Annotated in this window: 14 protein-coding genes; 3 read left to right on the forward strand and 11 right to left on the reverse strand. The window is 68.2% G+C overall.

The window, feature by feature from the left end; genetic code table 11:
* Positions 1-91: 91 nt before the first annotated feature.
* The 3 genes from KAR29_RS10730 (at position 92) to pheA (ending at position 4,344) form a co-directional block, all read left to right on the forward strand.
* Positions 92-2,071 carry a cation:proton antiporter domain-containing protein gene (locus tag KAR29_RS10730; protein ID WP_274372986.1) on the forward strand — a complete coding sequence of 660 codons (1,980 nt, stop codon included), beginning with the start codon at positions 92-94 and terminating at the stop codon, positions 2,069-2,071.
* Positions 2,072-2,205: 134 nt separating this feature from the next.
* A complete protein-coding gene (locus KAR29_RS10735) occupies positions 2,206-3,168 on the forward strand; it encodes a putative metalloprotease CJM1_0395 family protein (protein ID WP_274372987.1) in 963 nt (320 codons plus the stop codon).
* A 96-nt stretch (positions 3,169-3,264) separates the two neighbouring features.
* Complete coding sequence (gene pheA, locus KAR29_RS10740) at positions 3,265-4,344, forward strand: prephenate dehydratase (protein ID WP_274372988.1); 1,080 nt, start codon at positions 3,265-3,267, stop codon at positions 4,342-4,344.
* On the opposite strand, the gene trpA is transcribed toward pheA, so the two are convergent.
* The 11 genes from trpA to KAR29_RS10795 all read right to left on the reverse strand — a co-directional run bounded on the left by trpA (position 4,317) and on the right by KAR29_RS10795 (position 14,066).
* The gene (gene trpA / locus KAR29_RS10745; protein WP_274372989.1) at positions 4,317-5,129 is read right to left on the reverse strand and encodes a tryptophan synthase subunit alpha; all 813 of its coding nucleotides are present in this window, start codon (positions 5,127-5,129) and stop codon (positions 4,317-4,319) included. The genes pheA and trpA overlap by 28 nt on opposite strands.
* Positions 5,126-6,307, reverse strand: a complete 1,182-nt coding sequence (gene trpB, locus KAR29_RS10750) for a tryptophan synthase subunit beta (RefSeq protein ID WP_274372990.1) — start codon at positions 6,305-6,307, stop codon at positions 5,126-5,128. The genes trpA and trpB overlap by 4 nt, the downstream gene beginning before the upstream one ends.
* Complete coding sequence (locus KAR29_RS10755; protein ID WP_274372991.1) at positions 6,304-6,951, reverse strand: phosphoribosylanthranilate isomerase; 648 nt, start codon at positions 6,949-6,951, stop codon at positions 6,304-6,306. Before KAR29_RS10755 ends, trpB begins: the two co-directional genes overlap by 4 nt.
* On the reverse strand, positions 6,948-7,685 hold the full coding sequence (trpC, locus tag KAR29_RS10760; protein WP_274372992.1) for an indole-3-glycerol phosphate synthase TrpC: 738 nt from the start codon (positions 7,683-7,685) through the stop codon (positions 6,948-6,950). The genes KAR29_RS10755 and trpC overlap by 4 nt, the downstream gene beginning before the upstream one ends.
* The gene (gene trpD, locus KAR29_RS10765; protein WP_274372993.1) at positions 7,682-8,707 is read right to left on the reverse strand and encodes an anthranilate phosphoribosyltransferase; all 1,026 of its coding nucleotides are present in this window, start codon (positions 8,705-8,707) and stop codon (positions 7,682-7,684) included. Before trpD ends, trpC begins: the two co-directional genes overlap by 4 nt.
* Before the next feature lie 35 nt (positions 8,708-8,742).
* Positions 8,743-9,303, reverse strand: a complete 561-nt coding sequence (locus KAR29_RS10770; protein ID WP_274372994.1) for an anthranilate synthase component II — start codon at positions 9,301-9,303, stop codon at positions 8,743-8,745.
* A complete protein-coding gene (locus tag KAR29_RS10775; protein WP_274372995.1) occupies positions 9,300-10,808 on the reverse strand; it encodes an anthranilate synthase component I family protein in 1,509 nt (502 codons plus the stop codon). The genes KAR29_RS10770 and KAR29_RS10775 overlap by 4 nt, the downstream gene beginning before the upstream one ends.
* A gap of 583 nt (positions 10,809-11,391) precedes the next feature.
* Positions 11,392-12,351, reverse strand: a complete 960-nt coding sequence (locus KAR29_RS10780; protein WP_274372996.1) for a pyridoxal-phosphate dependent enzyme — start codon at positions 12,349-12,351, stop codon at positions 11,392-11,394.
* A gap of 331 nt (positions 12,352-12,682) precedes the next feature.
* Positions 12,683-12,985: an AzlD domain-containing protein gene (locus KAR29_RS10785; RefSeq protein ID WP_274372997.1), complete on the reverse strand. Its 303-nt coding sequence runs from the start codon at positions 12,983-12,985 to the stop codon at positions 12,683-12,685.
* On the reverse strand, positions 12,982-13,695 hold the full coding sequence (locus KAR29_RS10790) for an AzlC family ABC transporter permease (protein ID WP_274372998.1): 714 nt from the start codon (positions 13,693-13,695) through the stop codon (positions 12,982-12,984). Before KAR29_RS10790 ends, KAR29_RS10785 begins: the two co-directional genes overlap by 4 nt.
* Before the next feature lie 152 nt (positions 13,696-13,847).
* Complete coding sequence (locus KAR29_RS10795) at positions 13,848-14,066, reverse strand: hypothetical protein (RefSeq protein WP_274372999.1); 219 nt, start codon at positions 14,064-14,066, stop codon at positions 13,848-13,850.
* Positions 14,067-14,080 lie beyond the last annotated feature (14 nt).

Genomic DNA, 14,080 nt, shown 5'->3' on the forward strand with positions numbered 1-14,080 from the left:
GGGCCTCGCGCAGAGGAAGAATGACGATGGCCTTTCTCTCTTCTCTCCCCTATCATGGAGGAGGATCATTCCGAAGAAGAGAGGGGATTTCGTGGGCATCGCCACCGATCTCATCATCGTCGTCATCGTCGGCCTTCTGGGAGGCCTGGCGGCCCGGAAGCTCAACCAGCCCCTCATCCTGGGCTACATCCTGGCCGGGATCGCCGTGGGCCCCTTCACGGGCGGCGTCACCGTCTCCGACGTCGACGAGATCGAGCAGCTCGCCGAGATCGGCGTGGCCCTCCTCCTCTTTTCCTTAGGCCTGGAGTTCTCCCTCAAAAGCCTCAAACCCATCAGGGCCATCGCCCTGGGCGGCTCGGCGCTGCAGGTGCTCCTGACCCTCCTCGTCGGCTTCGCCCTGGGGCGCTATCTCGGCTGGGAGACGACGCCCTCCCTCTGGTTCTCCGTCGCCATCGCCTCGTCCAGCACGGCCGTCATCGCCAAGACCCTCGCGTCGCGAGGACAGATGGGAACCCTTTCGAGCCGCGTCATGTTGGGCATGTCCATCGTCCAGGACATTCTCGTCATCCCCCTCATGGTCATCATGATGAGCCTCGAGAGCTCGGGCGTCTCCCTCGTCGGCGTCCTCAAACCCCTGATCAAGGTCATCCTTTTCGTCGCCGCCATGCTCTACGCCGGGGCCCGCATCATCCCGCACCTCATGGAGCGCGTGGCCCGATGGGAATCGCGGGAGCTCTTCGTCCTGGCCGTGACGGCCACCGGCCTCGGCGTCGGCTATCTGACCTACTCCCTCGACCTCTCCTTCGCCTTCGGAGCCTTCATCGCCGGACTGGTCCTGAGCGAGTCCGATTACGGCCGGGCCGCCCTGAACGACCTCGTCCCCGTCCGGGACCTCTTCGGCCTCCTCTTTTTCGTCACCATCGGCATGCTCTTCGACCCCTCCTTCCTCGTCGCCCGCTGGAGGACCATCGCCGCCCTTCTGGCCGCCGTGACCCTCGCCCGAGGGACCATCCTGGCCGGGACGGGACGCCTCTTCGGCTACCGCAACGTCATCCCCCTGGCCCTCTTCCTGGGCATGATCCCCCTCTCGGAGATCGCCTTCATCGTCCTTCAGCGCGGACTGGACAGCGGCGCCATCCCCTACGACATCTACGCCCTGGCCCTGAACGTCGTCATCCTCTCCATGCTCCTGGGCCCCCTGGCGACGGGACTGACCGGTCCCGCCTACGGCCTCGTCAAGCGGCTGAAAAAACCCGACGCGATCCGCACCGTCAATCTCCCCCCGACGGGCCTGGCCGACCATGTCGTCATCGCCGGAGGAGGAACCTTCGGGCGCCACATCGGCTTCGTCCTCCGCAGCCTGGAGCACCCCTACCTCATCATCGAGCCTCACCACGCCACCTTTCTCAAGGGACAGGAAGAGGGGCTGAGCCTGCTTTTCGGCGATCCGGGCCAGGACGCCATCGTCGAGGCCGCCGGAATCGAAAGGGCCCGACTGCTCGTCATCACCCTCCGGGGAAGGCTGGAAACCCTCGATGTCTTCCGGGCCGCCCGGAAACGGAACGGGACGATCCCCGTCATGGCCCGGGCCGAGAGCCGCGAGGACCGCCGCCTCCTCGAAGAGAGAGGGGTGACGCGCGTCATCGATCCCGAGATGGAGGCCGGGCTCGAGATGGCCCGCCAGGCCCTGCTTCAGCTCGACGTGCCCGCCACGGTCGTCCATAGGGAGATCGAGACGCTGAGACGTGCCGGTCAGGCCGACCCCTTCGACGGCCGCCCCGAACACGAGGCCCTCTCCCGCCTGCGCAGGGCGACGGAACGCATTCAGCTCGAGTGGATCTACCTTCACGAGGGCAACCCCCTCGTCGGCAAGAGGCTTTCGGAGACGCCCATCCGCTCCGGCTTCGGCCTCTCCGTCGTGGCCGTCGGACGGGACGAGAACGCTTTCCCCGACGTCACGGGCTCCCTCGTCCTCCGCGCGGGAGACTACGTCGCCGTCGTGGGGACTCAGGAGCAGAACCGGCGCTTCGTCGAGGCCTTCGGCACGAAGAGGGCGCGGAGCGAGCCCTGACCGCCGGGGTATACAGGAGCCTTTTCGCGATCTCCCTCCTTGCCATCGGCAGGCCTTCGGCCCTAAAATAAAGTGGGTTTGTTCTATCCCTCTCTCCGCGACGGGGAGTGTCCTCTCGAAAAGGGGGGTTGGTGATGGGCATCGAAGCCACGACGGCCATGAGGCCCGAGAGTCTTTCGTCTCTCTACGGAGGGGGGAAGGTCTCGACGGAGGCGAAGTCGGTCCCGGCCTCCTCCGCCCAGGAGCGGAGCCGGGAGCTGAGCCGTGCCGAGGCGCGCCTTCTCCAGGAGGAGCGGACCCTCACGGGAGACCCCAAGGTCCGCGACGCCTCCGTCCAGTACGAGTACACCATCGGCCCCGACGGCAAACGCTACATCACGGGAGCCCGCGTCACCTACAGCGAAGAGGGCGGAAGCTCCGCCTCCTCGGCCGATCGCGAGGAGAACCTCTCCTCCGATCTCGGCCGTCAGGTCGACCTCGCCTCCTCTTCGGCCGAAGAGGATCTCGAGGAGGAGGCCGCCGTCGACGAGCTCCGCAAGATCGACAGGGAGGTCCGGGCCCACGAGGCGGCCCACATGGCCGCCGGCGGCCCCTACGCCGGGGCCGTCTCCTACACCTATGTCCAGGGCCCCGACGGAGCCAGCTACGCCGTCGGCGGCGAAGTCCCCATCTCCGCCCCGGCGGGGCGCACGCCGGAGGAGACGATCCGCATCATGGAACAGGCCCGCTCGGCCGCCCTGGCACCGGGCGCCCCTTCGGCGCAGGATTTCAGGGTCGCCTCCAAGGCCTCGGCCGCCGTGACCCAGGCCCGGCAGGAGCTCTCCCGAAGGGGAGACGGAGAGGACTCGCAGGAGGACGGAGCCCTTCCCCTCGCGCCGGACGAGCCGACGACGCCGGAGCGTTCCTCCGATTCCGCGGCGGACTCCGACGGGACGAGGACCTCGCCGTCGGACCGGCGCGAGCCCGATCTTCTCTTCTCCTTCATCGCCTCCGAAGAGGACCGGGACCAGCTCCTCCAGGCCTACAGCGCCCCCTGGGCGATGGGACGAAACGACGGATCGGGGGCGACCTACCTCGGAGCGGGCCTCGTCGCCTAGACCGAAGGCGCCTCCGAAGGCGAGAACGCCGTCAAGTGGCCCGGTCGGGCCACTTGACCGTATTCCGGGGCAAGGCCCCGACGAAAAGGAGTCGCCATGAACGAAGCCGAACTGCACCGTCTCCGCCAGGCCATCGACGACGTCGACGAAGCGCTCGCCCTCCTCCTGGAAAAGCGGCAGGCCCTCGCCCGGTCCGTCGGCGAGGCCAAGGGGGAATCGCCCGTCTTCGACCCGGCCCGGGAGCGCACCGTCATCGAAAGGCTCAAGGGCAGACACCCGAGCCTGGACGGCAAAGGCCTGGAGGCGATCCAGCGCGAAGTCATCTCCCTCTGCCGGGCCGTCCAGCAGCGCCCCCGGGTGGCCCTCATGGGCCCCGAGGGCTCCTTCTCCCAGCAGGCCGCCCATGCCGGGCTGGGACATTCCATCGACCCCGTCTTCACCGCCGGTCCCTGGGAGGCCTTCGCCGCCCTGGAACGGGGCGAGGCCACTCTGGCCGTCGTCCCCATCGAGAACACCATCGAAGGCGTCGTCTACGCCACCCTCGACGCCTTCGCCAAGGCCCCGACGGACCTGGCCATCGTCGGCGAGGTCCGTCTGCCGATCCGTCACGTCCTGGCCACGGGCGGCTGTTCCCTCGAGGAGATCGTCGAGGTCCGCTCCCACCCTCAGGCCCTGGCCCAATGCCGCCTCTGGCTGACCGCCCATCTGGCCGGGACGCCCCAGAAACCCTCGTCGACGACGAGCGGCGCCGCCCAGGAGGCCTCGGCCGAGAGGGGAATCGCCGCCATCTGCAGCGAGGCCGCCGCCCTCTCCCGGGGGCTGACGATCCTCCGCCGCTCCATCCAGGACCAGCCCAACAACAGGACCCGCTTCTGGATCGTCGGCCGCGACCCCTCCAGGCCGGGGCAGGGGGCCAAGACCTCCCTCCTCTTCTACGTCGCCCATCGGCCGGGGTCGCTTCTGGGCGCCCTCGAACCCCTGAGGGAGGCCCAGCGGAACCTCACCTTCATCCAGTCCCGCCCCCTGCCGGAGAACCCCTTCGAGTACGTCTTCTTCCTCGACGTCGAGGGCGACGCCGGGGAAGAGCCTCTCGCCTCGGCTCTGAAGGCCATGGGCGAACAGTGCTTCCGGCTGCGCGTCCTCGGCTCCTACCCCTGCGGCGACTCCGCCATCTGAAGGCCGTCGAGGGCCTCGCGCAGCTCCGCCACCATGCGGCGCGTCTCCTCCAGGAGGCGCGCCGCGTCGCCTTGACAGGTCTCGGCGAGGCGCACCAGGGCGCTGCCGACGACGACGCCGTCGGCCAGAGAGGCGCAGAGTCGGGCCTTTTCGGGGCCGTCGATGCCGAAGCCCAGAGCCAGGGGGAGATCGGTCGTCTCTCTCACCCGAGCCATGTAGGCCTCGAGATCGCCGTGGAGGGCCTTGCCCGTCCCCGTCACGCCCAGAAGGGAGACGCAGTAGAGGAAGCCCCGGCTCCTGCGCCCCACCTCGACGAGACGGTCCGAGGCGGCGTTGGGCGTCGCCATGAGGACGGCGTCGACGCCCCGTCGCTCCAGGGCCCCGTAGAGGAGCTCTCCCTCGTCGTAGGGGAGATCGGGAACGATGACGCCGGACAGGCCCGATTCGGCGGCGTCGCGGGCGAATCGCTCCTCGCCGTAGTTCAGGATGGGGTTGTAATAGCCCATGAGGACGAGAGGGGCCCCGATCTTCCCCTTCAGGCCCGCGGCCAGATCGAGAATCCCGGCCAGAGTGGCCCCCCTGCGGAGGGCCCTCTGGCCCGCCGCCTGGATGACGGGGCCGTCGGCCTGGGGGTCGGAGAAGGGAACGCCCAGCTCGATGACGTCGGCGCCGGAGGCGTCGAGACAGAGGATGCGGTCGGCCGTGACGGCCATGTCGGGGTCGCCTGCCGTGATGTAGGTGACGAGGGCCTTGCGGCCCCCGAAGGCCCGAGAAAGACGGCTCATGACTGTTTCTCTCCCTTCCGAAGATAGGACGCGATCGATTCCATGTCCTTGTCGCCCCGGCCCGAAAGGCAGACGACGAGGACCTTCCCGGCCAGGCCGGGGGCCTGCTTCATCGTCTCCGCCAGGGCGTGGGAGCTTTCCAGGGCCGGGATGATCCCCTCGAGGCGGCAGAGGAGCCGAAAGGCCTCGACGGCCTCGTCGTCGGTGACGGAAACGTACCGGGCCCGGCCCGACTCCTTGAGGAAGCTGTGCTCGGGCCCCACGCCGGGGTAGTCCAGACCGGCCGAGAGGGAATAGGCCTCGACGACCTGGCCGTCGCCGTCCTGGAGAAGGTAGGATCGGCTGCCGTGAAGGACGCCGACGCGCCCCGCCCCCAGAGTGGCGGCGTGCTCCCCCGTCTCGACGCCCCGACCGGCCGCCTCGACGCCGACGAGGGCGACGGGATCGTCGAGGAAGGGATAAAAGAGCCCCATGGCGTTGCTGCCGCCGCCGACGCAGGCCAGGAGCACGTCGGGAAGACGTCCCTCGTCGGCCAGGATCTGACGGCGCGCCTCGTCGCCGATGACGCGCTGGAAATCGCGGACCATCATGGGGTAGGGATGGGGCCCGACGACGGAGCCGATGATGTAGTGCGTCTCCTCGACGGTGGCCGCCCAGTGGCGGATCGCCTCGTTGGTGGCGTCCTTGAGCGTTCCCGTCCCCGACGTGACGGGAACGACTTCCGAGCCGAGGAGCTTCATGCGCTCCACGTTCACGGCCTGGCGACGCATGTCCTCTTCGCCCATGAAGACGGTGCACTCCAGGCCGAAACGGGCCGCCGCCGTGGCCGTCGCCACGCCGTGCTGTCCCGCCCCCGTCTCGGCGATGACGCGCCTCTTGCCCAGACGGCGGGCCACGAGGGCCTGGCCCAGGGCGTTGTTGATCTTGTGGGCCCCCGTGTGATTCAGATCTTCCCTCTTGAGGTAGATCCTGGCCCCGCCCAGATGGGCCGTGAGCCTTTCGGCGAAATAGAGGGGCGTGGGCCTGCCGCCGAAACGGCTCAGCAGAAAGGCCAGCTCCTCCTGAAAGGCCGCCTCGTCGCGGAGGGCCCTGTAGGTCCTCTCGAGTTCGTCGAGGGCCGCCATCAGCGTTTCGGGCACGTAGCGCCCCCCGAAGGGGCCGTAATAGCCTCGTTTCATCCTCTTCCTCTCCCTTCCCCGACAGGTCCCGGACGTCCCAGGACCCTCATGGCCTCTTCCATCAGACGACGATCCTTGACGCCCGGCGCCGATTCGAGACGGCTGTTGAGATCGACGGCATCGGGCCCGACGGCCTCGACGGCCCTCTTCAGGTTTTCCGGCCCCAGGCCGCCGGCCAGAACGATAGGTCTACCGAAATCAAAGCCTCGAAGCACATTCCAGTCGAAGGAACGGCCCGTCCCGCCCCGCTTTCCTCCCCACTTCGTGTCCAGGAGGAAGGCGTCGGCCACGCCGCCGTAGTCCCTGGCCCTGTCGAGGTCGCCCCTCTCGGCGACGGAGAGGGCCACGATACGTCGCAGAGGGACAGAGGCGACGAGGTCCGGCGTCTCGCCTCCGTGAAACTGGACGGCGTCGAAAAGCCTGGAGGCGACGAGACGGTCCAGCTCCTCCTCGGCGGCGCCGGCCACGACGGCCACGACGGCCACGAAGGGAGGGACGAGAGGCCTCAGGGCCGCCACGGCCTCGAAGGTGACGCGGCGGGGGCTCGTCGGGACGAGGATGAAGCCCAGGGCGTCGAAGCCCAGCTCGACGGCGGCCCTCACGTCCTCGGGCCGGGTGAGGCCGCAGAGCTTGACCCGCGTCATCTCCGGCCCCTCAGGGAGGCGATGAGGGCGGCCGGATCGTCGGACCGGACGAGGGCCTCGCCGACGAGGACGGCCGCCGCGCCGCAGGCCTCGAGGCGCTCCACGTCGCGACGGTCGAATATGCCGCTTTCGGCGACGACGGGCCGCGAATCGCCCAGCCTGTCCCTCTCGGCGACGAGACGCCCCGTCAGGGCCAGATCGACGGTGAAGTCGCGCAGGTCCCTGTTGTTGACGCCGATGAGGGGCGATCGGGTCTCCAGGGCCAGGTGAAGCTCCCTCTCGTCGTGGACCTCGACGAGGCTCTCCATCCCCAGGGAGGCGACGAGATCGACCATCGCCCCGATCGTCTCGCCGAGGACGGCGACGATGAGAAGGACCGCGTCGGCCCCGAGGAAAAGGCTTTCGTAGACCTGAAGGGGATCGATGAGGAAATCCTTGCGCAGCAGGGGCAGATCGACGGCCGCCCGGACCTGGCCGAAGATCTCCCGGCTCCCCTGGAAGAAGGGGCCGTCGGTCAGGACCGACAGGGCCCCGGCCCCGCCGGCGACGTAGGACCGGGCCAGGGCGAGGGGATCGAAATCGTCCCGGATCAGCCCCTTGCTGGGCGAGGCCTTCTTGACCTCGGCGATGACGGTCACTCCCGGACCGGCCAGGGCCGCGGCGAGGGAGCGTTTTTTCCCGCGCAGGCCTTCCACTTCGTCGATCTTGGAGCGGACGATGCGGTCGAGAATCACGCCACTCCCTCCCTCGTCATCGTCCGGGAACGGACCTGCTCCAGTTTGGCCGCGGCCCTTCCGTCGTCGATGATCTCCGCGGCGAGGACCACGCCCTCCTTCAGAGAGGCGGCCCTGTCGGCGACGAAAAGGGCCGCCCCGGCGTTGAGAAGGACGAAATCGCGGGAGGCCCCTCCCCTTCCGGCGAAAATCTCCAGGGCCAGGGCGGCGTTGGCCTCGGCGTCGCCTCCCCGGGCGGCGTCGAGAGGCCGAGGGGCGAGACCGGCCTCCTCGGGAAAGAGGTTCCTCTCCTCCAGGCTGTCGCCGTCGAGGAGACAGACCCGGTTGGCCCCTTCCAGGGTCAGCTCGTCGGCTCCCCCGGCCCCGCAGACGACGAGGGCCTTCCTGAGGCCCATGTGCCGCAGCGTCTCGGCGATGGGCCGAACCAGCTCGGGGGAAAAGACGCCCAGAACCATCCTGTCGGGGCGGGCCGGATTGGTCAGGGGGCCCAGAACGTTGAAGATCGTCCTGATCCCCAGGGCCTTCCTGACGGGAGCGACGTTTTTCATGGCCCTGTGGAAGTGGGGGGCGAAGAGGAAGCCGAAGCCCACGGTCGCGACGGCCTCCTCGACGGCCGATCCCTCCTCCAGGAGGGGGCAGCCCAGGGCCTCCAGCACGTCGGCGCTGCCGCAGCGGCTCGAAACGGAGCGGTTGCCGTGCTTGGCCACGGCCACGCCTCCGGCTGCGGCGACGAAGGCCGACAGGGTGGAGATGTTGAAGGTCCCCGTCCCGTCGCCTCCCGTGCCGACGACGTCCAGAAGGGGCCTGGCGGCGACGTGGACGGCCTGAGCCTTGTCGCGCATGACCGAGGCGGCGGCGACGATCTCCTCGACGGTCTCCCCCTTGGCCCGCAGGCCCGTGAGAAAGGCCGCGACCTGGGCCTCCGGCGCCCTTCCCTCCATGAGGGCCTCCATGGCCCCCGTCATCTCGTCATGGCTCAGATCCCTTCGGGCCATGAGACGTTCCAGCTGCACTCTCAACATAAGGCTCAACTCCTCTCGGCTCGGCTCGCAGATTTTCAGAGGGCGGCGAAATTCTCCAGGAGCCTCCGCCCCTGGACGGTCAGAATCGATTCGGGGTGAAACTGGACGCCGAAGAAGGGGGCGTCGACGTGCTCCAGGGCCATGACCGTTCCGTCGTCGCAGCGGGCCGTCACGCGGAGCTCGGCCGGCAGGGAGGCCTCGTCGACGACGAGAGAGTGGTAGCGCGTCGCCTCGAAGGGCGACGGCAGTCCGCGGAAGATCCCTCTGCCGTCGTGGCGGACGGCCGAGACCTTGCCGTGACAGGGCCGGGAGGCCCGGACGACGTTCCCGCCGAAGGCGAAGGCCATGGACTGGTGGCCCAGACAGACGCCCAGAAGGGGCAGGACGCCGCAGAAGGCCCGGGCGAAGGCCACCGTCACGCCCGCCCCTTCGGGCCCTCCCGGTCCCGGCGAAAGGACGATCCTGTCGGGACCGAGGCGCCGGGCCTCGTCGACGGTGATGCGATCGTTGCGGACCGTCGTCACCTCGTCGAATTCGCCCAGGAGCTGGACCAGGTTGTAGGTGAAGGAATCGTAGTTGTCGACGAGCAGGATCATCGGCCCGCTCCTTTCTCTGCTGCCTTCTTCAGGGCCCGGAAAAGGGCCTCGGCCTTGTTGCGCGTCTCGTCGTACTCCTTTTCGGCGACGGAATCGTAGACGACGCCCGCCCCGGCCTGGACGGAAATCTCGTCCCCGACCTGGACGAAGGTCCTGATGGCGATGCAGGTGTCGAGATCGCCCGTCGAGGAGAGGTAGCCCACGGCTCCCGCATAGGGACCGCGGGGGCTTCCCTCGAACTCTTCGATGAGCTCCATGGCGCGGATCTTGGGCGCCCCCGAGACCGTTCCGGCCGGGAAGGCCGCCTCGAGGACGTCGAAGGCCTTCACCTCCGGCCGCCGCACCCCCTCGACCTGGGAGACGATGTGCATCACCCGGGAATAGCGCTCGACGCCCATGAGCTCCGTCACCGTCACCGACCCGGTCCGGCAGATCCGTCCCAGATCGTTGCGGGCCAGGTCGACGAGCATGAGATGTTCGGCCCGCTCCTTTTCGTCGGCCAGAAGCTCGGCCTCGAGAGCCCTGTCGGCGTCCTCGTCGCGGCCCCGAGGCCTCGTCCCGGCCAGAGGGCGGGTCATGACGGCGTCGCCTTCGAGGCGGACGAGAACCTCCGGCGAGGAGCCGATGAGATTCACTTCGGGCGTCTCGACGAGGAAGAGGTAGGGCGAGGGATTCTCCTCGGCCAGGGCCTCGTAGACGGTCGAGGCGGGCAGATCGGTCTCGACGGAAAAGCGCTGGGAGAGGACGACCTGACAGACCTCGCCGTCGATGATGGCCTCCCTCCCGGCGTCGACGATCTTCATGAAGGCCGCCTTTCCCGTCTCGGACCGGACCTCTCCGAGGAAGAAAGGCCCCGACGGCCTCGGCCGCTCCGCCTCTTCGAGGAGGCGCACCAACCCCTGAAGGTGGTCGTGACCCGCGGCCAGGGCCGCCTCGAGGCCTTCGGCGCCGACGGGGGCATGGTGGATGAGCAGGATCGAATCCCTCTCGTGATCGACGGCGACGACGGTGGCGTAGCCCATGAGGAGGGCCCGGGGCAGAGCCGATCCCTCCAGGGACCGCCCCCCCCGGAAGAGGTCCTCCCAGTGCTCGATCATGGCGTAGCCGAAATAGCCCGCCACCCCTCCGGCGAAGGGAGGCATCCCCTCGCGGAGGGAGGAAAAGGTGCCCAGATAGTCCTCGACGGCGCGGCGCAGCTCCCGACCCGAGGGATGAACCTGAAGAAGGCGGCCCTCCCCGTCGTGAACGGAACAGCGGCACCCGTCGCCGGAGACGGAAAAGATCCGCTCGGCCTCGACGGCGATGAAGGAATAGCGCCCCTTGCCCATGCCGCCGTCGCCGCTTTCGAGAAGAAGCGTGTGACTCCGGCCCCCCTTGAGCCTCTCGTAGAGGGAGCGGGGACTGCGGCCCCGCCGGGGCAGCTCCAGGACCAGAGGAAGGCGCCCGGCCTGGGAGGAACGTGCTTTTTCTATCTCGACGGGACTCGTTTCGATTCGGCTCGTCATCATCGGACCTCCTGAACGAAAATAGGGAGGGGCCCTGGGGCCCCTCCCTGAACTGGAAGAAAAACGACACGGGAGAGGCCTCGAAAGTGAATCCCCAAGGGATCCGCCTCCAAGGCCTCTCGCTCAAACGCTTTTAAGCGACGCTACGGCTCCTGGCGGCAGACTAAGTCCGCCACCACCAATTCCGAGTTGTGCAAGCCGCTGACATCACGCTGATTCCCCGTTTCATCGAAGTTGGACGGAATGATACGCCTCGCCGGGCCGACTGTCAACCTTCGTTTTTTTGTCCCGCCGGCCGGGGAACCCCCTTTCCCCGGGGAACGAAAGCCTTTGCTCATTCTGGACACCCGTCAATTATTTCGATGAAGGACTGAAGGGGAAGGCTTGTTCCGCCGACGCGAGGCCCCTAAAATGACCTCATTCCCTCGTCAAACCCCTCCGACTTCACGGTGCGCCGCGGGAACCGCCCGAAACCTCGCCCTCCGGGGCGAGGGAGGGGCGGACAGAGCGAAACGGAAACTCCCCCCTCCCCGAGGGGCTTTCTCCGAAGAGAGGGCCCCTCCTCCCTTTTTCCGACCTTTCCTCAGGCCGCCGAAAGAAGACCCAGATCGCGCTCCCACTGGGCCAGGCGGGCCATGCTGACGCCGATGCCGCCGCAGACGACGGCCATGACGGACCGGGCCCCCTCGAGGGCGGGGTGGCCGTCGTAGAGGGTGGCCAGGGTGGCCCCGCAGGCGGGCTCGACGAGCACGCGGTGGTCGTCGGCGAAGCGACGGCAGGCCGAGACGGCCTGGACGTCGGAGACGGTCACGGCCCGGACGTCGTGGCGGCCCGCCCAGGCGACGGCCTCGGCCGTGACGCGCCGCGTCGCCAGACTGGTGGCCACCGTCGAGATCCGATCGAGCGTCACGACATGGCCCGAACGGAGGGCGGCGCCGAAGGAGGCGGCCCCCTCGGGCTCGACGGCCACGAGAGGCACGTCGCCCCAGCCCACCTCGCGGAGCCCTTCGAGGACGCCGCACATCATGCCGCCGCCGCCGACGGAAAGGACCACGGCGTCGGGACGGGCCATCTGCGTCCGGGCCTCGCGGGCGATGGTCCGGTACCCCTCCCAGAGGGTGGGGTGGTCGAAGGGATGGACATAGGCCGCCCCCGAAGCCTCGGCCAGCTTCCGACCGTGGGCATCGGCGTCGTCCCAGACGGCGCCGAAAACCTCGACGCGGGCCCCTTCGGAGGCGATGCGCTCCTTGGCCTCGGCGCTCGTCGTCTCGGGAACGACGACGGTGACCTCCATGCCCAGACGGTTTCCGGCATAGGCCACGGCGTAGCCGGCGTTGCCCGCCGACGAGGCGACGAGGCGACTCTTTCCCTCGTCACGGGCCCGGGAGCAGAAAAGGCCGATGCCGCGGATCTTGTAGGAACCGGCGTTCTGGAAACACTCCATCTTGAGGAAAACCTCTTTCCCGGCGACGCGGCTGAGATCGCGCGACTCGAGCATGGGCGTCTGGACGTGAAGGGGTGCCGTGGCTGTCATGAGTTTCATCCTCCCTTTTCTCCATTACGGGCGACCCCGAAGGGCCCTTAAAATAAAGAAGGGGCCCCGATCCGTGATCGGGGCCCCTTCCTCGCTTTTCTGGTCGACGACGCCTAAGCGCCGTTCCCGCGAGGGGGAGCCGCGTTGGCGATAATAATGGCCTGGCCGGAAAGGGTGATCTGTCCGTTGAGCCTGGTCGCCATCGCAAACACTCCTCGCACAAAAGTTATTGGGGGCATTATGTCAGGTCGCCCGAGGCCTGTCAAGCCTCGAGGCGCCTTTCGTATGCGGCAAGACCGCCGCAAGAAGGCACTCCGACCCGGCGCGGCCGGGCAAGAAGCTAAAAAAGCAGCTCCAGAGCGAGGGTTACGGCGATGGCGCCGAAGACGACCTGGATCAGCCCCCGGCCGCACCAGGCCAGGACAAGAGCCGTCGCCGTCCCGGCCAGGGAGGAGCTCAGACGGCCCGTCGACATCAGCGTCTCGGGAAAGATGAGGGCCCCCAGCACGGCGTAGGGGACGTAGCGGAGCAGGTTGTCCCAGAAGGGGGGCAGCTTCCTGTCGCCGAGGAAGACGAGGGGGATCATGCGGGGCAGGTAGGTGACGAGGGCCATGAGAAGGGCCGTCAGAAGGGCCCGATTCATCGGGAGACCGCCTCGGAGGGGAAAAGACGGACGCCGATGAGGGCCGCCGCGACGGTCGCCGTCAGCACGCCCCAGCCTCCGCCGAAGGCGGCCAGAGGCGAAACCCGGTAGAGACCGTTGACGGCCATGGAGAGGAGGGCCACGACGAGGACCTTCCTGTTCTTCCGGGCCGAGGGAACGAGAAGGCCGATGAACATGGCGTAAAGGGCGATGCCCATCCCCTTCTGAAAGACATCGGGCAGGGAGGAGGCCAGGAAGAAGCCGACGAAGGAGCCGGCCACCCAGGAAAGGTAGGAGAAAAGGTTCAGCCCCAGCAGAAAGGCCGGAGAGAGGACCGCCTCGGGCCGGAGCGAGGCCACGGCATAGGTCTCGTCGGTGACGCCGAAGGCCAGAAGGGCCCGCCGCGCCCTCGACGTCCCGGGAGCGATGCGGCGCGCGAGCGTCGAGGACATGAGGAAGTGACGGAAATTGAGGACGAAGACGGCCAGGACGATCTCGGCCACGGAGGCGCCGAGGCCCATGAGATTGACGGCCACGAACTGACTCGCCCCGGCGTAGACGACGACGGAGAGGGCCATGGCCCCCGATCCGGGCACTCCGGCCGATCGGGCCAGGAGGCCGAAGGCCACGGCGATGGGGAAATAGCCGACGGCCACGGGAAAGGCCGCACGAAGACCCTCCCCGAACAACGAGGTGCGTTCCGATCGCAACAGGATCCCTCCCGACGGGAATAGGGGCAAACGGAGGCCATTCTACCACCATCGGAGGAGAGGACGAAAGAAGATCCGCAGGAGAAGAGGCCTTCAGCGCCGCGTCGACAGGGCCGCGACGTCCGCCTCTTCCCTGCGTCGGCGAGGGGACATCATCGCCTGGCTTCAAACAGGAGCAGGAGGACCCCGCCGACCAGCGCGACCGATCCCATGATCGGCGACAGAGGAATCGTTCGGGTCTGTTCCGTCGTCACCTGAATGGGGCCCAGATCGACGGCCTTTTCTCGGGTTGTATAGGTTATCCCCTGGCAGACGAAGACGGTGACCCCCAAGGCGATCAGGGCGACTCCGATCAGACGATTTGCCTTCACGAGACTTCCCCTCC

Origin of the sequence: Aminithiophilus ramosus (assembly GCF_018069705.1) — a bacterium.
GTDB classification, from domain to species: Bacteria; Synergistota; Synergistia; order Synergistales; family Aminithiophilaceae; genus Aminithiophilus; species Aminithiophilus ramosus.

Bases quoted from the DNA above. Each gene is read 5' to 3' on its own strand.
- KAR29_RS10735 (WP_274372987.1), top strand. From the start codon at position 2,206: ATGGGCATCGAAGCCACGACGGCCATGAGGCCCGAGAGTCTTTCGTCT.
- pheA (WP_274372988.1), top strand. From the start codon at position 3,265: ATGAACGAAGCCGAACTGCACCGTCTCCGCCAGGCCATCGACGACGTC.
- trpA (WP_274372989.1), bottom strand. From the start codon at position 5,129: ATGAGCCGTCTTTCTCGGGCCTTCGGGGGCCGCAAGGCCCTCGTCACC.
- trpB (WP_274372990.1), bottom strand. From the start codon at position 6,307: ATGAAACGAGGCTATTACGGCCCCTTCGGGGGGCGCTACGTGCCCGAA.
- KAR29_RS10755 (WP_274372991.1), bottom strand. From the start codon at position 6,951: ATGACGCGGGTCAAGCTCTGCGGCCTCACCCGGCCCGAGGACGTGAGG.
- trpD (WP_274372993.1), bottom strand. From the start codon at position 8,707: ATGTTGAGAGTGCAGCTGGAACGTCTCATGGCCCGAAGGGATCTGAGC.
- KAR29_RS10770 (WP_274372994.1), bottom strand. From the start codon at position 9,303: ATGATCCTGCTCGTCGACAACTACGATTCCTTCACCTACAACCTGGTC.
- KAR29_RS10775 (WP_274372995.1), bottom strand. From the start codon at position 10,808: ATGACGAGCCGAATCGAAACGAGTCCCGTCGAGATAGAAAAAGCACGT.
- KAR29_RS10780 (WP_274372996.1), bottom strand. From the start codon at position 12,351: ATGAAACTCATGACAGCCACGGCACCCCTTCACGTCCAGACGCCCATG.
- KAR29_RS10785 (WP_274372997.1), bottom strand. From the start codon at position 12,985: ATGAATCGGGCCCTTCTGACGGCCCTTCTCATGGCCCTCGTCACCTAC.